Annotated in this window: 21 protein-coding genes and 1 tRNA gene; 12 read left to right on the top strand and 10 right to left on the bottom strand. The window is 48.0% G+C overall.

Going from position 1 to position 19887, the window contains the following annotated elements; genetic code table 11:
* The first annotated feature begins 76 nt into the window (after positions 1-76).
* From ACTJJS_RS18305 to ACTJJS_RS18285, 5 genes are all read left to right on the top strand, one after another.
* Entirely contained in the window at positions 77-973 is an 897-nt protein-coding gene (locus ACTJJS_RS18305) for a glycerophosphodiester phosphodiesterase family protein (RefSeq protein ID WP_440664766.1), read from the top strand.
* Between the two features lie 551 nt (positions 974-1524).
* Positions 1525-2055 (top strand): OmpA family protein, encoded by a 531-nt coding sequence (locus ACTJJS_RS18300; protein ID WP_440664765.1) that lies wholly within the window; start codon positions 1525-1527, stop codon positions 2053-2055.
* A 130-nt stretch (positions 2056-2185) separates the two neighbouring features.
* A complete protein-coding gene (locus ACTJJS_RS18295) occupies positions 2186-2821 on the top strand; it encodes a flavin reductase family protein (RefSeq protein WP_440664764.1) in 636 nt (211 codons plus the stop codon).
* Between the two features lie 173 nt (positions 2822-2994).
* Complete coding sequence (locus ACTJJS_RS18290; protein WP_168870252.1) at positions 2995-3540, top strand: hypothetical protein; 546 nt, start codon at positions 2995-2997, stop codon at positions 3538-3540.
* A 131-nt stretch (positions 3541-3671) separates the two neighbouring features.
* Positions 3672-4406 carry a hypothetical protein gene (locus ACTJJS_RS18285; RefSeq protein WP_440664763.1) on the top strand — a complete coding sequence of 245 codons (735 nt, stop codon included), beginning with the start codon at positions 3672-3674 and terminating at the stop codon, positions 4404-4406.
* Positions 4407-4470: 64 nt separating this feature from the next.
* Here the strand turns inward: ACTJJS_RS18285 and ACTJJS_RS18280 are convergent, their stop codons facing one another.
* The 10 genes from ACTJJS_RS18280 to ACTJJS_RS18235 form a co-directional block, all read right to left on the bottom strand.
* Positions 4471-5016: an SRPBCC family protein gene (locus ACTJJS_RS18280; RefSeq protein WP_440664762.1), complete on the bottom strand. Its 546-nt coding sequence runs from the start codon at positions 5014-5016 to the stop codon at positions 4471-4473.
* A 208-nt stretch (positions 5017-5224) separates the two neighbouring features.
* Positions 5225-6022: an SDR family NAD(P)-dependent oxidoreductase gene (locus ACTJJS_RS18275; protein ID WP_440664761.1), complete on the bottom strand. Its 798-nt coding sequence runs from the start codon at positions 6020-6022 to the stop codon at positions 5225-5227.
* 24 nt (positions 6023-6046) lie between these two features.
* The gene (locus ACTJJS_RS18270) at positions 6047-6898 is read right to left on the bottom strand and encodes a helix-turn-helix domain-containing protein (RefSeq protein ID WP_440664760.1); all 852 of its coding nucleotides are present in this window, start codon (positions 6896-6898) and stop codon (positions 6047-6049) included.
* Between the two features lie 452 nt (positions 6899-7350).
* Positions 7351-8775: a T9SS type A sorting domain-containing protein gene (locus ACTJJS_RS18265; RefSeq protein ID WP_440664759.1), complete on the bottom strand. Its 1425-nt coding sequence runs from the start codon at positions 8773-8775 to the stop codon at positions 7351-7353.
* Positions 8776-9023: 248 nt separating this feature from the next.
* Positions 9024-10487 (bottom strand): hypothetical protein, encoded by a 1464-nt coding sequence (locus ACTJJS_RS18260; protein ID WP_440664758.1) that lies wholly within the window; start codon positions 10485-10487, stop codon positions 9024-9026.
* A 101-nt stretch (positions 10488-10588) separates the two neighbouring features.
* Positions 10589-12673, bottom strand: a complete 2085-nt coding sequence (locus ACTJJS_RS18255) for a hypothetical protein (RefSeq protein ID WP_440664757.1) — start codon at positions 12671-12673, stop codon at positions 10589-10591.
* Positions 12674-13214: 541 nt separating this feature from the next.
* Positions 13215-14054: a carboxylating nicotinate-nucleotide diphosphorylase gene (gene nadC / locus ACTJJS_RS18250; RefSeq protein WP_440664756.1), complete on the bottom strand. Its 840-nt coding sequence runs from the start codon at positions 14052-14054 to the stop codon at positions 13215-13217.
* 299 nt (positions 14055-14353) lie between these two features.
* Positions 14354-14428, bottom strand: a tRNA-Pro gene (locus tag ACTJJS_RS18245).
* A gap of 85 nt (positions 14429-14513) precedes the next feature.
* A complete protein-coding gene (locus ACTJJS_RS18240) occupies positions 14514-15011 on the bottom strand; it encodes an anthrone oxygenase family protein (protein WP_440664755.1) in 498 nt (165 codons plus the stop codon).
* A gap of 69 nt (positions 15012-15080) precedes the next feature.
* Complete coding sequence (locus ACTJJS_RS18235) at positions 15081-15908, bottom strand: DUF6597 domain-containing transcriptional factor (protein ID WP_440664754.1); 828 nt, start codon at positions 15906-15908, stop codon at positions 15081-15083.
* Between the two features lie 92 nt (positions 15909-16000).
* Between ACTJJS_RS18235 and ACTJJS_RS18230 the strand changes: the two genes are divergently transcribed.
* The 7 genes from ACTJJS_RS18230 to ACTJJS_RS18200 all read left to right on the top strand — a co-directional run bounded on the left by ACTJJS_RS18230 (position 16001) and on the right by ACTJJS_RS18200 (position 19859).
* Positions 16001-16588, top strand: coding sequence for a Crp/Fnr family transcriptional regulator (locus ACTJJS_RS18230; protein WP_440664753.1), 588 nt, complete (start codon positions 16001-16003; stop codon positions 16586-16588).
* A gap of 63 nt (positions 16589-16651) precedes the next feature.
* Entirely contained in the window at positions 16652-17032 is a 381-nt protein-coding gene (locus ACTJJS_RS18225; protein WP_440664752.1) for a DUF4267 domain-containing protein, read from the top strand.
* A gap of 3 nt (positions 17033-17035) precedes the next feature.
* Positions 17036-17365: a hypothetical protein gene (locus tag ACTJJS_RS18220; RefSeq protein ID WP_440664751.1), complete on the top strand. Its 330-nt coding sequence runs from the start codon at positions 17036-17038 to the stop codon at positions 17363-17365.
* 375 nt (positions 17366-17740) lie between these two features.
* A complete protein-coding gene (locus tag ACTJJS_RS18215) occupies positions 17741-18121 on the top strand; it encodes a hypothetical protein (RefSeq protein WP_440664750.1) in 381 nt (126 codons plus the stop codon).
* Positions 18122-18163: 42 nt separating this feature from the next.
* On the top strand, positions 18164-18364 hold the full coding sequence (locus tag ACTJJS_RS18210) for a hypothetical protein (protein ID WP_168870268.1): 201 nt from the start codon (positions 18164-18166) through the stop codon (positions 18362-18364).
* A 144-nt stretch (positions 18365-18508) separates the two neighbouring features.
* Positions 18509-19003 carry a GNAT family N-acetyltransferase gene (locus ACTJJS_RS18205; RefSeq protein ID WP_168870269.1) on the top strand — a complete coding sequence of 165 codons (495 nt, stop codon included), beginning with the start codon at positions 18509-18511 and terminating at the stop codon, positions 19001-19003.
* Positions 19004-19037: 34 nt separating this feature from the next.
* The gene (locus ACTJJS_RS18200; RefSeq protein ID WP_440664749.1) at positions 19038-19859 is read left to right on the top strand and encodes an SDR family NAD(P)-dependent oxidoreductase; all 822 of its coding nucleotides are present in this window, start codon (positions 19038-19040) and stop codon (positions 19857-19859) included.
* Positions 19860-19887 lie beyond the last annotated feature (28 nt).

Here is a 19887-nt window from a genome sequence, read left to right as displayed (position 1 = left end):
CTGATAAGACCGGCAGGCTGTTATGGCGAAAATGAATATTGTATCTTGTGGAACAGATTTTAAAAACATAATTGAGATGAAACGTATCCTTATTTTATTGCTGGGAGGAAGCCTTCTCGGCCTTAGCAGTAAAGCCCAACAGAAAACGGATGTGCAGGCCCACCGCGGTGGCATGGGGCTGATGCCGGAGAATACGGTCCCGGCCATGCTGAATGCTGTCAAACTGGGTGCACGCACGCTGGAGCTGGACTGTATCATCACAGCAGACAATAAGGTGGTTGTATCACACGACGCCTATATGTCAGCAGAGTTCATGCGCAAACCCGATGGCAGCGATATCACCAAAGAAGAGCAGAAAAAACTGGCGCTGTATTCCATGACCTATGACAGCATCCGTAAATATGATGCCGGCACCAAACCGCATCCCCGTTTTCCGCAGCAGCAGAAAATGATGGTACATCGTCCGCTGCTGGCGGATCTTATCGACAGCGTGGAAGCATATGTGAAGCAACATCACCTGAAACCGGTGTATTACAATATGGAGACTAAATCCTCTCCGGAGGGTGATGGTGTTTACAACCCTACGCCGGACGTATTCGTTGAGCGGGTAATGGCCGTGATCAACCAGAAAAAAATCGCTGCCAGGGTGACCATACAATCTTTCGACATCAGGACATTACAGGTACTGCATAAAAAATGGCCCAAACAAAAGACTGCGCTGCTCATCGGCAACCAGCAGTCGTTTGCCGCCAACATTGCGGAACTGGGATTTGTACCGGATATTTACAGTCCTAATTTCAAGCTGGTAACACCGGAGCTGATCAAAGAAGCACATGCAAAAAAAGTACAGGTGCTGCCATGGACGGTGGATGAAGAGGCCGATCTGCAACAGTTGTTGTCATTGGGCGTGGATGGTATCATCACCAACTACCCTGACAGGCTGATTAAAATCGCAGGCAGCTATCAACGCTAAATATTTTTCCTTCGTGGTGGCGGGTTCGCCCGGAACCCGCCACCAGAGGAGATACGCAGTAACAGCCCAAAGTAATATACCCTGCAGCCGCGCCATGTCTCCACATATGCTGAATGCGGCACCCAGTGTACAACAGACATTCCCCTTCATGTGCCCCACGGATGCCCAACAAATGATATTCTCCACAGATGATGCATCTGTCGTCTCGTCTACAGAAAACATCCGGCCTCAGCAAGTTTCCCCTTTCCATTACCCCCGCTGCAACAAAATGCATATTGATATTGTTATCTAGTCATTCACCTTTTTAATACTCAAATAAAGCGACCGCCTTACAGAGAAAGTTTCCGTTTGACATACTGATGGAGGTCTGACTGTTTGCAGCTGTTTAACCGGGGCTCCGGATAACGATTTAAAGGACATTAAGGTGAAACAAATCATAATAACCGGTAAATAATTCTCTTACATATATTTTTAAACAGATATTAAAGATTATCATCACAACAAATTGATAATCTGAATTTTAGATACCTTTGCAGCCAAATAAACAGGATATGAAAAGAATGTTAATGACCTCACGTTACTGGGTATACGCTTTGCTGGCCGTTACTTTTATGGCTTCCTGCGCATCGTCAAAGAAAAGTGCCAGTCCGCATGTTTACATGACCAAACAGTACAAAGAACTGAAGAATGTGCTGAACGAAGCGGAAGTAAGTATTATCAAAGACAGTTTGAAAGTAATCTTCCCTAATAACGTATTGTTCGCATCTTCCTCTGACGAACTGAAACCTGAGATCAGGCCGACATTTGGTCATTTTGCGGATGTATTGAACAAATACAGCAAAACAAAAATCCTGATAACAGGCCATACAGACAGTACTGGTTCTGCCAATTACAATCGGGAGTTATCTGAGAAACGCGCTGTGCATGCCAAAGAGCTGCTCAACGAGTTCAAGGTAAACAACGACCGGATGTTTACCTGGGGCCAGGCAGACCGCGATCCGATAGCCTCCAACAGCACCGAAGAAGGCAAAGCCAGAAACAGGCGGGTAGAATTTGTGATCCTTTACGATGTAAAAGACTAACAATATTTACAGGATATCCCAAGCCGCATCCGCACGGGTGCGGCTTTTTTTTTTGCCTGGCCGAAAAGACAAGAAACGGGTTTTCACTGCTGATGCAAAGCGCCAATTTTGATGGCATAAACAACTTGTTATGCATATAGACAGTCATCCGGCGATTCTTTATTTCGGCACACCCGTGGTGCTGATCAGCACTATTAATGAAGACGGCAGTTATAACCTGGCGCCCATGTCATCAGCCTTCTGGCTGGGATGGCGTTGTATGATCGGGCTGGGAAGCTCCTCCCAGACAGTGCAAAACCTGGTCCGTACCGGGGAATGTGTGCTGAACCTGCCATCTGTAGCCGAAGCCGCGGCGGTTGACCGGCTGGCGCTGACTACCGGAGCCGATCCGGTGCCAGAAAAGAAACTGCAACGGGGCTACCGCCATGTAAAAGAAAAATTTGCCCTGGCAGGGTTTACACCAACCGTTTCCTCCACCGTAGCCGCACCAGGAGCGGCAGAATGCCCGGTACAACTGGAAGCGAGGCTGATAGCCCAACATCGGCTGGCCCAGGATGATCCGGCGCAACATGGCAGGATTATCACCTTTGAACTGAAAATCGAGAAAGTACATCTTGACGCCTCTATCCTGATGGACGGAGAATCAGACAGAGTGGACCCCGACAAGTGGCGCCCGCTGATCATGAGCTTCCAGCATTTTTATGGTCTGGGCACCAAAGTACATCCATCTGCACTGGCGCAGATTCCGGAGCGGTTGTACCGCTAATGCACAGCTATTCATAGCAGAAACGGTGACCGGAGCCTGCGGTCTGTTGTAGTATCTTCGGAGAAAATAACAGGAAACAGCGCTCCTGTTACCCTACCACGGGATAACAACAATATCGACAGGCTGTCTGTTAAAGTAAGGGATTCCCTGACCATTTTAAACAACTGATCACCATGAAAAAACTATTGTTCTTACTGCTCCTGATGCCCGCTTTCTGCATTGCGCAACAAAACGATAAACTACTATATGGTTATGCCTATGGCATGATACACGATGGATCCTTCGGCGGCGGCCTCGCCGGCAACGTGGAACTATGGAACCTTGTCAACATCGGACCAGCAGTGGAACTCACCTCTTTTGACGGACATACGATGATCCCGGTCTTCCTCGATGTGAAAATCAAACACCGCATGGGCAACTGGTCTCCCTACATCGCCGGCCAGTTTGGCTACAACAATTACAACGTAAAAAAGATAGAAAGCCTGACGGCCCCATCCGGCGTTCAACAGATGACCACCTTTAATGAAACAGGTAAATATTTCTGGGGAGCAGGCGCAGGCATCATCCGGCATTTCAAATATTTTGGCGTATATGCGTCGTATTTATACCGTGGTTATACCTATAAATATCCACCCGACATTAAAATAAATGATGAGATAGTAAATATTTCCGACAAATTGGTGAGTACCAACGTGTTTATTCTGGGTGTCACATTTTAAGCAGCGCCTGGCTGTCATCTCACAGCAATTGACGCTCAATTGCAGTTTTAGTTTGTAGCATTGTGTGATTTTTGAAACCCACTTGTCTGGCCCGTTCAGGCGAGTAATAACCTTCACCCAAAATCTTACCAATGAGACGCACCAAAACCCTCGTTAACTCAGCTATTGCTCTGCTGTTAACCATCACCATTCAGTACGGTTGTAAAAAAGCTGATCAACCGGCTGTAGCTCCTGAAAAACCCGCCCAACAACTTGTTGAAGATCACCTTACCATCACACCAGAAAGGCAAAAGATCATCGACCTCTTCAACAAAAACAAAAATGCCAGAGGCGAAGCCACTGGTCTCGTAACTGCTGCCGCCTACCGTTCTTTCACTGTTAATTATTATGGCTCCGTGCCTAATGACATCAAGGCACTGGTAAATGGAGAAATCGATCAATTGTACACCACCAGCACTACCAGCACCACCAAATCAAGGATGACCAATTGTCCTATCAACGTGTACAATGCTCCCGGTCAGGGCGACCTGTTTTACACTAACGGCAACGTTTATATTGTAAACTTCAGCGTCTATAGGAATGTACACACCGGCCCAGGTAACGTTATCTTCCATGAGCTGTTCCACTACCTGCACGACAACTGGGTATCCGGCGGTTTCAACAATTCCACCATTTATAATTTGTGGCAGAATTGTCGTTATTCCAACGTTTATCCTGCAGGGTCTTATGTATTGAGCAACCAGGCTGAATATCTGGCAGTATCAGCAGAAGCTAACTACTGCAACACCAATCGTCCGCCTTACAATGCCAGCACATTAGCCGCTTCTGATCCTAACTGCAGCAACTACCTGTCGTCTAATTTCTAAGCACACCGTCATTCGTTTGTCCCCGCTATGGCGCAAAGGCAGCGGCCATGGCGGGGACTTCTATTTACACATTGCCTGCTGCGGCATTGAACTGCTCCTCATTAATGGTCATGGGCCTACCTGTTTTGTTAGGCCTGCCTTGCCCGGTGGTAATAAGCTTGTACAGGCTTTCCTGGATATAATGCTTCCAGCCGTTGATACAAACATCATAACATTCATAATCGGGCACCAGTCCGTCGTGTGTGAAGCGGAGCCTGGTTTTTCCATTCTCTTTTGCGATATCAAAGATTACGTGGGTATCTACCCATTCCGCTTTATCGTTTTCGAAGCCGTCGCCCTTAACATGGCCCGCGGCGGCCTCTCCGAAAAGCCCCGGCTTGAATTGGTTCTCCAGTACGTGCCAGACCACTCTTTTGTCCGGAACAGATTCTGTTAACTTCATTTTCGCACGGTGAATATCTTCAAAATGATAATCGAAGACATCGCCCGCTTTGGCCGTTCCGCCTGCTATCTCTTCCGACCACCAGGCGCGGGGATTAATAACGGCTTCATATACTACTGCCGGTGACTGGTCAAACAATAACGTAACGCTGAAATTTTGACTTGACATGACTTATGCTTTGTTTTTGTTAATGAATTTGTTTTCGATCAACTTGTAACCGATCAGTTACGCAATTAAGTAAAAAAAATGCGCATTTCAGCACATTCTTTTTTACGTTGTTTTATAATCACGAAGGTATGGCCTAAACACCAACAGCACCACTTGCTTATCGGACATTCTTAGGAGGCGATTTGGACATCAGGCCTTCCCCTGGTGTCTAAATACTGCGAACAGTACCGGCATCAACCCGCAACACGGCCCCACTGACATAATCCGCATAGGGACTGGCCAGATATACCACCGCGGCGGCCACTTCGTCCTGCCTTCCAAACCGGCCGGCATCATTGGGCACCAATACTTTTACTGCATTGCGCTCCATTTCTTCCAGGTCAGCCCCCCAGTCTCTCAGCGCCGCCTCCTGGCGGAGCCACTGTTCCACGCCGGGATTCATGATAGCGCCCGGAGCGACCACATTGGAGGAGATACCGGTACCGCTCAACTGTCTTGCCAGCGACACGCTCATATTGTGCCGCGCAGCCAACGTAGCATTATAATGCGGCAGATCATTGATGGGTTGTATGCCCAGCCCTCCGCCAATGTTGATAACTCTGCCCCAGCCCTGTAATTTCATCGTGGGTACGATGCGCCGGACCATACGCACGTAAGAGACCACATTCACATTATATACCTCCAGCCAATCCTGGCTAGTCGTATTTGACCACGAAGTATGTGCATAAAAACCGGCATTATTGACCAGTATGTGTACGGGGCCACCAGCCAATGCCTGGTCCGCCACCTGATCCGCCCCCTCATCGGTAGCCAGGTCACCAAGCACAGCCTCGGCAGTGCCTCCGGCATCAATAATCCGCTGCACCACTGCCCTGGCACGATCTTCATTACGTCCATGCACCACGACGTGCACACCTTCACCCGCCAGCATAATGGCAATAGCTTCTCCCAGGCCTGCGCTGGAACCTGTTACCAACGCACGCCTACCGGCTAATTTGAAATCCATGATATATGATTTTTAACTTAAGAATTATCGTCGTCTCTCCTGGGAAGGGGTTTTCCCAAAAGCTCTTTTATAAGCTGCCGAAAAATGAGACAAATCTTCAAAGCCAAGGTCCAAGTAAATCTCTGAAGCTGCTTTACCCTTCCGGGCTATCAGGTAGTTAGCCTCTTCCAGCCGTCTCCTGGTAAGCCATCTGCCGGCGGTAGTATTAAAAGTCTTTTGAAAATCCCTTTTAAAAGTAGATAAGCTACGCCCGGTGAGAAAGGCCATCCTGTCTAACCCTACATTATACCGGTAATGCATATTCATAAAAGCCACCAGATCTATCTTCCCGGGTGCGTCAAAATCAAACAAAGCATGCTTTAGCTCCGGATTTGTTTGTAATAACAGCAACACCAGTTCTTTGGCCTTCAATACCACAAGCGCATCTTCATACACGCCCGATACTTTTGTATAAGGTGCCAGGCTGTTTACATAGTTTTCCAGATAGGAACCAGCTTTGAGCAACACAATATCTTTTCCCGGAAAGGACCGATGAAGAGGGTCACCGTACAACTCCGCCATCTCGCGCAGCGTACCCTGGTCAATATGTACCGCAATGGATTTAAAGCCTTGCTGGCCGGGACGTTTTATGTACTTCGTCAACTGGTTCCGTTTAAAAAAGCGATAGTCGCCCGCTTTGAAAACATACATTTGATTTCCGGACCAGACCTCCTGTGTGCCTGATACGATATAGCTGAATATATGGTCGGAAACAAATGCTTCTCCTTCCATAAAATTATCGCTATAGTTATTGAATAGAATAATCGGCTTTTGCAGTCCCTTTATATCACCGGCATTCACCATTACTTTCAATTTTACAGTACGAAGGTCGTTCAATTAATGATCCGGCTGTTTGTTTAACAGCTCAATTTGGTTTGTTTAAAAGGTCATGCGGGAACGAGGCTTTTCCACGTAAGTTTCCAACCGCTTCAGGTCCTCTTTTACTATATCAACCATCTTACAACAGGACCAGTCAAAACTACATCAAAGTTTATACGCTGGACAGTGGCGTCACTCAATCCACCATGACAGATTTTAAAAGTATCGCCAACGGCTATACGCTGAACAGCGGAATATCAGAATATTTTTGCGATTGGTGCAGTGGGCTTTCCTGCTACGGCATGTATTCACTTTTTTTGAGGCATGAGACGAGCAATAAAAAGAGGATGTCTCAAAAGTAATTTTTCACCGATTTTATTCGGGTACCTGATGAAGAGATTTTTCGTTTATTTAATTCTCCCTGCCATCAAATTACTTTTGAGACATCCTCGCCTTAAATATTTTATAACCTATCGGTTTATCAGTATATGCGATGCCGTTATTTTCCCATTTCGGTTGATCTGAACGATATACTGCCCGTTCCTTAAACCGGAAATATTTACCGACAGCTGCTGCTGTCCATTGGAGACGCTTCTTCTTACTTCCTGATTGTTCATATCGTAGATCTTTACTTCGTAGGAAGTACCCGATTTAAAATCCTTATCTCTGATGGTGAGTACATCACTGGCAGGGTTGGGACTGATGGTAAAGGTTTCGGGTCCGCCACCGCCGGGTCCGTAGATGCGGCCGCTCGACATGAACGGAACACTTTCACCACATTGGGAAAGATAGGTGAGGGTAACATTAAATGGTTTGGATTCTTTCACCCCTACACTTGTTGTAACCACCCATGCCTGATTGGTACCCTGTCCGCCACTAATGGTGCCATTCAGGGCTGTCCAGCGATAGGAGGTCATTGCAGGATGTGCAGGCACATAGAATGCGTATTGATCTCCGGGAGAAAGACGCCCGCCGGGAGGCATTCCCCATATGTCTTCCACCACCGGGGCAGCATTCACCCGAAATGAAAGGGTACCTGGTGCAGATACGGAACATCCTCCTCCTGTACTGGCTTTACAGCTGATAACGGCAGTTTTTTCCACATCATCTACATTGCTGATAGTTACTTTTTTTCCGGTGGCAGCAGGCAGTGTGACGGGTGGTACCTGACCATTGATGCGAATGGAAGGCTGATCGGCTTCCCAGACATATTCCGTAGCATTGGCGATGTCCTGATTGATACTGACATCCTGTGTACTTCTTTTACAAATGTACCGTGGCCAGATTTCGCTGCTCAGGTCTGGTTTACCCAAACTGACGCCCACGGGCTGTATATAAAAATCCTGCTCTACTGCGCTCATCGAAGGGCAGTCATTGGAGATACGCACTTTTACTTTTGCACCGGCGGGTACGCCGTTCACGTTGTAGGTGATGCTTCTGGTGCCAGCGCCATTGTTAACCGTCCAGCTGGTGTTACTTTCCCAGGTGTACTGTGTACCATATGCACCTTCAGGTGATACAAAGGTTTGTACGCCTTTGAAATTACAGGGCAGGTTGAAAATCTGCGGTTGAACGTAAGGGGTTGGCAATGCTTTAATGGTGATAGGAAATTCCACCTGAGTACTGGAGCCTCCACAGGAATAATTTGCGATCACCCGGTTCGCGTCTTTAGGGAATATTTCATTACTGAAAACAATATCACAGGAAAGCCCGTACTGAGTAATAGTTGCATTGCCATACTTTACGCCAAAGGTTACTGAAGCGCCCGTACAGGGAGCGGTGATCGTATAACGCTGAGGTGTACCCGGACAGGGGCTGGCATTTCCTGAAATGGTTTGAGCGGATGTGGACAACGAAAATGTCAATAAAAATAACAAGGGCAAAAATAATTTCATAGGGAGATTATTTGGGTTAAACTGATAATTTGAAATTACAATTTAAATCCCGTCCTGCATATTATTTCTTTTACAAGAAAAGCCACTGCACTGTATTTGCGGTGTTTATTACTTAAATTATTCATTAATAATTACCCTGAAAACAAAAGAGAGTGTCTCAAAAATGAAGTGCCCCAAAAAGTTAGACAGATTTTTGGGGGCACATCACACCCTCTTTTTATGAAGTATCGGAAATCTCTGTAAAACTATCATTTCTTCTTACCCGCTTTTGCCGGCGGGTACTGGGCCGCAGATATCGCAAAACTGAAATCACCGAAAATATTGTTGTTCGCCGAGTCAGCCGGATAAGGTGCAATGGTACTGTATTTATGGCAGCTAAAGCAGGTATTGGTGGTTTGCACATAACTCTCCAGGGTAGTATTAGCCACTATATGCGCACCGCTCAGCATGGCAGAGGTATTGAGCGGAAACGGCGCCTGGATGGGCGTCGTCTTGTCCGGCTGCAGTGTTTGCGACCAGATAACATCTACCAGTTCATAATACTGAAAAACAGATTGGGGATAAAACTTCCTGATATTGCTTTGCATACTATCATTGATAGGCATAGCATCGGTAGGATCGATAGGGTTGGACCGTGTTACCTGTATAGGTACCGGGGCGGCCTGTGACAGGTAATACGGCGGTGATGTATTGGGCGTACAGCTCACGGTTACTGTGCTGCCATCTTTCAGTTTTACCTGTTGGGGCGTACAATTGGCGTTATAGAAGTTGTATCCATAGGGCGGTGTTGTTTTACTGTTGGCGTCCGGCACGTTATCTACCTGTTCAAAAGTGGCCCATACCCAGGTGGGCTGGTTCTGAGTTTTATGCAGGATATGCAGTCCTACCAGGGCTACAGTAGTTTGCCTTAATTTTCCTGTGGTAGAATCATATACTGTTGCCGGAGAGAGCTTATACCGCTGCCATTTGGGCGAACTGAGATTGTCTACTTCCATCCACGCGGCTTTTACTTCTATGGCGCCTACAGGCCCGTTATATACGCCCTGCGGGAAATTGAGCGGCACACCGCTTCTGGCCGAATCGTGCTGAATAACGGCGTTGTAGTAACCGTTTTTGATGACAAAATCATAATAATCTTTATTTAGTTTGATCTCATACCATACGTTGGTTTTATTCTGAGCGCCCAGCCAGTTGGGTTTGCCAAAGGGCGCCGCCTGATCGGGGTCCAGACCGAAGGTGGTGTCTACCGCAAACTTGGTGGCGAAAGTCAACAGCTTCGTTCTACCAGGATTCATCAGTAGACTTTGTGTTTTGAACTTCTCTGCATATTTCGGCGCCACAAGCGTACCCCAGGAGGATGGTTTTGCGCCATCCGGCGGGAACAACACTTCCAGCGGCATATATGCCTCCCAGCTTACAGGCGTAGTGTCTCCGGGAGGACCAAAATACCCTGTCGGGTTGACCGGCCAGTTCAAAGCGATGAATTCCTGCCAGGCAAAGCAGTCCGCCTGGGATTGATTGTTAAACGCCGGAAGGTCTCCGGGCACCTGGTCGTTGAATTTAATAACGATATTATAAAGTGGAGAATTAGCATTACAGTTACAGGTGTTTGTTGATTGTGGCGCATTTCCCGGTTTGAAAGCGGTGACGATGTGCTGGGTGATAAACAAAACCGCAGCTGTTATCAGGAAGATAGCAACAGATCTTTTCATTTTTGAGGTTTTAAATGAGGGAGTACATATAGTTTGAGAGGCACACATCAAGGTATATGCGCCTCTCTTTTATCAATCTGACAGGTTGGTTAGTCTCTACATCAGCTCACGGAGATGGAGACAGTGACAGACCCTATGTTGTCCGTTAATCCGGCGCCATATAGCCCGTTCAGGTCATCATTGATGCATAATTGTATCTCGCCGCTGAGACCGGAGGGAACGGTAGCGCCCATGCCAACCAGGAAAACGGTATTGCCCACTCTGCCGATGAGCGCGCCTTCATCCTGTCCGGGCATGGTGTAGCCTTGTTTGGCGGCGATGAAGACAGGATTGCCGGCCGCATTGTACAACTGGCCGCCATTGTCCTGCGGATTGGCTGTCCACAGGCCCGATGCATATTTTATAGTAGCCTTATTGGCGGCAGTGAGCACCACGCCGGTATTCTGCCATGCAATATTGGCCTGTACGGTTACAGGAGATACCATAAACAGTGCAGGCATTGCAGGCTTTTGTTGTTGCCCGGCATTGGTAACATACACGCCATGTTGCCCGGGCGTTGCATTGGCGCCAACAGTAACTGTCATGTATACCGCCGTATTGGTGCTGGGCTGGCTATTGCCCGGTATAGCGTAGGTAATATTCTCTTTTACAGCGGTCACCTTTGCGGTAATATTGGGATCATCGAAAGTAACCGATGGCCAGGTGGACGGCTGGTTCGCCTTTGCCGTGCATGTGCCCACCACTATTACCATGCTGGCGGCCGTAGTGCCAACGTTAATGTACGACGGCACATAAGTGCTATTGCTTAATAAAGGAATGGGGTGATTAACCGGATTGGGAACATTGATGTTATACAACGTATCAAAATAGTCCTGGTAAAAGAGCTGCAGCGGTTGTGCAAATGTCTGGTCCGGAGGAGTGTCGTCAACCGGTTCATAGCCTTGTGGCGTAGTGCCCTGGTAAGCGCTCGCTACAATTTGCATTTTGAAGGTATACGCCACCTGAGATCCCCAGTTGATGGGCTGATTGGAAATAGTGATATCGCTTACGGTATAACCCTTACTGGCCGGCACTTCATACACCGCATGCAGGATAAAATTGCCGGGCAGCGGATTACCAGACTGGTCAGTCAATGTTTTGCTGCCGCGTTTAATTGTCCAGAAGGTGGACGGATCGGTGCCGTCTGGCGTTTTGTAGGCAGAGAAATTCGGCATTTGAATATAGAGCCCCGGAGGATCCGCCAGGGTCACCATAAAGCCTTGTGTCACGAAATTATTCACCGTGCCGCCGATATTAGGGTCGCTGTTGCGGTACCGCTGACCGAACTGGCCCACACAAATCAAATTGTTGAATTGTGCGGATGGCCACATGGTATTGGTAGTGGGCGGAGGAGGAGGCGGATTAAAGCGCTGAATGCCGGAGGTGGTGGCCAGGCCTATTTCCGTTTGTATGGTATTGGGCGTACTGGTCAGATGGATAGCGCCGCCGGTGGTGGCATTTGATACCGGTCCCGCGTTCCATTTGTTCAGTGGATTGTATACCGGCTGATTGGTGATAGGGTTCACGATACCGGGCACAGACAAGTCTTCCAGCGTGATCTGAGGTTTATCCAGGATAGACCGATACAGTTCCAACACCTTGTTAGGATCTACCATCCATAGGGTATTCCAGTATTCCGGGTTTTCGCAGGTGAAATCAATCCGTGTGATTTTTCCCGCGGCATTCCGGGTAACGGCCCATTCACAATATTCATCCTGCCAGCCTCTGGGGCCGTAAGGGAAATAGGCGACGTTCTGTCCTGTGCCACAGGGATCATTCGATATCTGGCCGGGCATTGATCCGGTATCTGCCATCTGGTACAACTGGTCTTGTGTGGCATTGGGGAAATTGTATTCCAACCTTCCCGGGAAAGCCAGCCATTGAATATTGGCGGCCTGGCTTGGCGGATTGTTGTCGATGGGATTGTAATAATTTGTTGTAGGAGGTGTGTTAATCGTGTTCCATGGATTATTTAACATGCCTTGTTGTATGAAGCCGTCCAGGTTGTTACTCCACAAACTGTTCATCATGTTTTGTTTAGACGGGTCACCTGCAAAATCCTGAATGTCTGCCGGTGTCCTGAACTGAAACCCCGATGTAGAGGAGGGGGCTTTTTTTTCGGGGGCTTTTTTTTCTACGCTTTGCATTTCGTTTAAGTTTTAAATGATTATTTAAAAAATGAGTGAGGAAGCAGCGTACGTATGTGCAAGGGGCTTTCGAGTAATGCCGAGTTATTTGAGGTATAAAATTTTTGAGGTTTGAATAAATTAAAGGGGTCCGTTTATAGTTACAAATGTAGGTGATCAGTCGATTAAACAAACAGGAATAACATTTTTTGCTGAAATTTAATTTCAGTATATTATAGAGATAGCGGACACAAAAAGAGGCTGTCCCAAAGGAAGCTTTTGCCCTATTTTGTTCGGACACCTGACTAACAGAAAAAAAAGGAGGCATCGGGTTGAGTAAGCCAGATAATTCACAGTGCCCCCCCTGTCTCATATCCACAACAGTCGCAATCTAACCAGGCTCTGTCCAAGGTCGCGAGACTATTGAGAGAAGCAGGCTTCAAAAAGAGACATGGGAGGATGAAAGGGTTATTGTAGGCCGTAGTCCGGACATGGTCATAAGAAAGATATCCGTATCAGGGCCAGTGACCGCGAGATAATAACAACAGCGATAACACCTGCTCTATATTTTGTGTGCTTTTAAGCTAAGGTCCATGCTCACAGCCTGATTGGTGATAGCCCCGCATGAGACGTAATCAACACCAGTACGGGCATATGAAATAATATTATCGAGATTGATACCGCCGGACGCCTCGGTCTCATACTTACCGCCAATCAGCTCAATTGCTTCTTCCAATAGTTCCGGCGAGCAGTTATCGAGCATGATACGGTGTACATTCCCCACAGCAAGCACACGGCGCACATCATCGAGGTTACGGGTCTCGATCTCTATTTTCAGGTTGAGGTTATTGGTCGCCAGGTACTCGTTGGTTTTCTGTATGGCCTGCTCTATGCCGCCACAAAAATCGATATGGTTGTCCTTCAGCATGATCATATCGTACAAGCCCATGCGAAGGTTGTAACCGCCGCCAATGCGTACCGCCTGCTTTTCGTATTCGCGGAACAGCGGCGTGGTTTTGCGGGTATCGAGTATTTTGGTTTTGTAGCCTTTTATTTTATCGGCGTACTTATGGGTAAGCGTTGCGATGCCACTCATGCGCTGCATACAGTTAAGCACCAGTCTTTCTGCTTTTAAGATGGTATGCACGCTGGCTTCAACGGTAAACGCGGTTTCGCCATTATTTACAGCATCGCCATCTTTTTTATAGACAGTGAATTTTGCATCTTCTTCCAGATGATGGAAAATATCCTGTGCCAACTGCATGCCTGCCAGTATGCCTTCATCCTTTATTTTAAGTACCGCCTTACCTTTCGCATCGGCTGGTATAGATGCCAGTGTAGAGTAATCACCGATACCCACATCTTCGAGAAATGCTGCGGCAATGAATTCCTGTGTTGTCATACGCGCTGTATTTTCGTATACAAATTAAGTAAATACTACCACCTTAACGATAACAATTAACCCAAGTCGGCAGTTAAAGAATAAAAAAGAGCATTGTGAATATAGCCCTCGTTCTACAGTCGCAAGGTTGAAAAATTGAAAGCCAACCTAAGCGGGCTTTCTCATAACGGTATAAACATTAAGGACTGGGATGGCCATTCTTTTAAGGCCGGAGTGTATCTATCAAACCGCAGCTATACAGCAATTCAGGCGGAAATAAAAAAGGACAAGCCAAAATAAATTTGGCTTGTCCTTTAATGTCGGGGCGGCAAGATTCGAACTTGCGACCTCCTGCTCCCAAAGCAGGCGCGATAACCGGGCTACGCTACGCCCCGTATCCGACAGATACCGTTTCCGGCAAATCGGGATGCAAATGTAGGCATAAATTTCACAAAACCAAACTCTTCGAAAAAAAATTCCTTAAGCGCCCTTTTTACCAGCATCTTTTTGCAGACAGGCTGCGATGGCTATTATGGTAGCCACAATACCGGCAATGGTGCGGATGGTATGCCACCTGTTCCATGGCTCGGCAAAGCCCTCCCTGGCGGTTTTCAGCTGTTGCGCGGAAGCGCCGGCCACCTGTACTTTCGCGAGGGCATCGTTCAGCGGCACGTTACAAACAGACGTGATGGCCAGCACACCGATGATGTATAAAGCGGCAGCAACCCACAACAGGCTTTTCCTCCGGCCCTGTTGCTGAAAAGCGGCCACCGGCAGGAGCACGGCTGCTCCGAGAAATACGAAGATGAACACCGGGTTCACGATCACATCGTTGATGGCCTGCATAGCGATGATATATTGGGCATCGTCCAGCCGGGCAAATGCCGGGTTGATGGCGACCTCGAATCCGAAAAATATGCCGGTCAGCAGGCCAGTGGTCAGTACGGCGAGTATTAATACAATTTGTTTTGCGTTCATGGGATGGATTATTTATACCCCAAAGCTAGGGCGGACAGTATTTTTAAAATTGAACAAAACCGACATGGGTTATTTAATCAGCATAATTTCTTCTCCGGCTTCGTCGAGCAGCTTTTGGAACTGATAGGGTGAGCAGCCGGTAAATTCCCTGAAGGAACGGATAAAGTGGGATTGATCGGCATAGTCGTTTTCAAAGGCGATATCTGACAGCTTGTTGTAGTCGTTGCTTTTCAGTTGATGCAGGGATGCCTGATACTGGCATATCCGGGAGAATAATTTGGGGGTGATGCCCACCTGTTCTTTAAAGCGGCGTTCGAAGGTGCGTTCGGTCAGTTGCAGCTTCTCCTGTAGATCGCGGAGGGAGATGTTACCATTGGAATTGGCTATCTGCCTCACGGCATAGTCCACCTGCGGGTCTATAGCGGCCGGATTACCGGTGATGCGTTTATGCAGCCAGGCAGAAAGGACCTCCACCTGGGTGCCGGCGGCCCCCGCATCGGCCAGTTGTTCCGGCAGGTAGTTGTTTCCGGGCAACAGCTGCACGTCTACACAATCGTTGGTCAGTTCCCCGGCATTCATGCCGAAAACCGATTTCAGGCCATTGGGCTGAAAGATCACACCGGTAGCTTTGGAGGTGCCCAGGGAGGCTATTTCCACGTTCTTCGTGGTTTGGCCGTAGAGAAACATCTCAGGCAGTTTTTTACTTTCCCGGACAAAAGCGCCCACATCCGGACGTTGGAAAATTAACCCCGGACAGCCATCCACCAGCGAGCCAAAGGCTTTGGCCAACGCCTGCGGATCATCTCCTTCCAGCGTCCAGAAATAGCGGATATAGGCCTGCAGGCAGGCAGGCGCCGGAATGAGTTCGTACCTGATATGGGTATCTGCGGTTTTCATCTACCTAAAAGTACATAAAAAGTAATATAGAAATGTTTTCCATGTCAACAGGAAATTAACTGCAAACATGATAACATTCTTAACTTTAAGGCATGTATCAACAGGTTATTTACGCTATCGAAAACATCATCCCGCTGGACGCGGCCGAAAAGGAATTCGTCGCCTCCCTTTTTCAGTTGAAACGATATAACAGGGAAGACTATTTTCTGCGGGAAGGCCAGGTGTGCAGGGCCGTAGGCTTCATCAACCATGGACTGATACGCTACTATGCCACCAACACCAACGGGGAAGAACAGATTTATGACTTCGGCAGGGAAAATGATTTTTTCTGCAACTACAGCAGCTTCCTTGATCACTCCCCGTCTGCCAGCAACATTCAGTTTATGGAAGACAGTGAAGTGCTGCTCATCTCCCATGAAGACCTGCAACGCCTGTACAGCAGCATAAAACACGGAGAACGGTTTGGCAGGCTGGCATGTGAACAGCTCTACGTTCATGCCATCAAAAAAATAGCATCGTTGTATGCAGACTCGCCGGAGCAGCGGTACCTGCGGTTCCAGGAAGACTATCCCGACCTGCAGCAGCGCATCCCGCAATATTATGTGTCCTCATTTGTGGGTGTTAAACCACCATCCCTGAGCCGTATCCGGAAAAGAATGGCTTCCCGGCAGATTTATTAACCCAGGTGAACGAACAGGTTTTAACGTCGTCATAGCTTTGTTTCATCAATCCAAACAAAGTATATGAAACAGTTATCTTACTACCTGACTTTGCTCACCGGCCTGCTGCTGATCTTTATCGGCGCGCGTTTTCTGCTGGTGCCGATGACCGCCGAAACCGCCTTTGGAATTCATACTTCTACCGGTGGCGACTATTCCTTTCATTACATCAAAGGCGTCCGGGACCTATTTACCGGCGCAGCGATCGTATTGTTGCTGCTGATGCGTGAATTCCGGGCTGCCGGTTTCCTTTTGCTGGCCGGCAGTATCATTCCAATGGTTGACTTCTCCGTTGTGATGAGCCACCCCGACTATGTGACCGCCCGCCTGTACCCGCATGCCATCGCCGTGGCATTGTCACTAATACTGGGCTTTTATTATATCCGCACCACCGCTAAATCCTGATCCATGCTGCTTTTCAACATCCTGTTGCTATTACACTTCGCTGCCTTTGCCGGCTATATCTTTATCCTGGCTTCTTTATGGAAAGACATCACCGCGCCACGCAACAAAACCGGTATGATACTGGGCATCGTTATCCTGCTGACCGGCATCGGACTTGCAGCGCTGAAATACCCGGCCATCAACTACTACAAAGTAGTGCCGAAGCTGCTGATATTCCTGGTGATCGCGGTGCTGAACGGCCTCTTTGCCGATAAACCGTTTACCAGGCATGCCTACTACTGGTTGACAGGCCTCACCCTACTGGCAGCGCTGATTGCCGTGGTAAGAGTGTAGGCATTATAAAACCGGACAGATGACTGTATCAAAACCGAACGTACCAATGTTTTCGCTCCAATGTAACTACCTGACAATCAACAGAACTGGAAAATGGCACTATAGTGGTTATAGTGCCTGTCAGTTATCCGACACTGAATATGACCGGCTGTATAAAAGTGTGCTGATAACTGACCGATTGTCCATTATTTTGCAGTGTTGATGATTTCATAGTCAATCGTCAACCTTGTCAACAACCATAGAGCGAACAACGATATTGCGTTAAATATTGAACGCAGGTATGTTAGAAGTTAATAAAACAGCAGGGTGTCTTTTCACAGACGCCCTTTTTTATGGATGAGATATTCCTTCATCCTGTTTTTTTATCTTTGGAAGATGATACCGGCAACTACCATTACTACTACCAGAAAAAACCTGCCCTGTTGGCTGGTAGCGATGTTATTGCTGTGCAGTACGGCCTTTTACCTGCCGTTGGAAGGTAACAATTGCGACCGGCCTTCCGTGCAGGATGAACTTGTTTACCAGGCCCGCTGCTGTAAAGGAAAGAGTATCGGGTATTTCCGGGCTTTGGCCGCATGTATCCCTTCCTGTTCGTACAGGCCACCGGTCGCTTATGTACTGGCTTTCACCGAACAACAAACCAGCCTGGCGCTTCGTTGCGCGGCGGAAACACGCCAGTGCTTTGAAACAATCCGTCATCTCCCGCAGCCTAAAATATTCCCTGACCCCCTTCCGGCGGACGCACTATTCATTTAGTTATTTTTTTATTCAGTTATTTTTTGATGTAAACATTACAACATGAAACGTCTGCAACCCGTATTCCGGGTATTACGGATCGTTGCGTACTGTATGCTCGCGGCCATGTGCTTATGCCTGTTTGCCGGTGTGCCTATCAGTATGCCCCGATTCAGGGAGGAAGCACCCATAGAAGTAGTGGTGCACCCGGAAAAAGAAAACACCGAGAAGCCTGCTACCATTGATTTTCAGGCCATCAACTGATCATAAAAAAGGTCCGTGCTTTGGCACGGACCTTTTCATTCCAATATAACGGACCATTAATAAGCTCCTGGTGTCTACTTCTCATGTAATCCTTTTTACGATTTTCCTTAAAAATTGTAAGTTCGTTGAAACAGCATTCTCACGATGGAGACATTGCAAACAGAACGGCTATTCATAGAACCCATCACCACCCATGAAGCTGCCTTTATTTTTGTACTGGTAAACACCCCTGCCTGGAAACAGTTTATCGGCGACCGGCATGTTCATCATATCAACGACGCCATTGGTTATATACAGCGGGTGATTGACAATCCTGATACTGATTTCAGGGTTGTTTTCCGGCAGCAGGACCATCAGCCAATGGGCATTGTAACCCTTATCAAGCGGACTTATTTGCCACACCACGATATCGGGTTTGCTTTTCTGCCTGAACATGCCAGTCAGGGATACGCTTTCGAAGCAGCGTCCGCCCTGCTGGAAGCAGTAAAAACAGACAAGGCCCACACGCATATCCTCGCCACCACTTTGCCGGAAAACAGGCGCTCTATCCACCTGCTGGAAAAGCTGGGCCTCCACTTCAGTGAAACGATCATGTATAATGGAGAGGAACTGTTGCTGTATGAAAAATTACTGGTGTAACTGAATATCGCTAACATTATAAATCTTCCATGCTATGTTACTGCAGCACAGAAATGCAATTGTTTACGGCGCCGGCGGTTCACTCGGCAGCGCCGTAGCGGAAGCGCTGGCACAAGCCGGCGCACGTGTGTTCCTAACCGGGCACCGAATGGCATCTGTTCAACAAACAGCAGACAGTATAAAAGCTGCCGGCGGACAAGCCGAAATCGCCGAAGTGGACGCTTTCAACGAAGAGGCCGTTACACAACACATCAATACCGTAAAACAACAATACGGCACCGTAGACATCTCCTTTAATGCCGTGGGAGTAGACGTTATTCAGGGTGTTCCGCTCATCGAGCTTTCCGTAGACGATTATGTAACACCCGTCACCCGTTCCCTGCAAACCCGCTTCCTGACAGCCAAAGCAGCCGGGCAGGTCATGAAAGGCCAGGGATCGGGCGTTATTCTTTTCCTCACCGCTACCCCCGGAGGAATCGGGTATCCACTCACCGGCGGCTTTGCCGCCGCCTGCCGTGCCACCGAAAGCCTCTCCACTAATCTCGCTTCCGAACTGGGCACTTACGGTATCAGGGTACTGACTATCCGTTCCGGCGGCTCACCGGATTCCAGGGTATTTAAACGCGCCATGGAGAGTGCTCCTGAAATGGTAAAAGACGCATTGGAAAAAATGGAAGCCGATACTATGCTGAAGCAACTGCCCCTGATGGCAGACATCGCGCAGACCGCCGTGTTCCTGGCTTCCGATATGGCCAGCAAAATCACCGGCGTGGCCATCGACGTCACCGCCGGCACTACAGCGGCACTGAATTACCGGGTGCCCCGTCATCACGTGTCATCCTCTCCTCAATCATAAAAAAGGCAGCCTCACCGGCTGCCTTTCC

The organism is Chitinophaga sp. 22308, assembly GCF_052045305.1.
GTDB lineage: Bacteria > Bacteroidota > Bacteroidia > Chitinophagales > Chitinophagaceae > Chitinophaga > Chitinophaga varians_A.
This window is presented reverse-complemented; position numbering and strand designations above follow the sequence as displayed.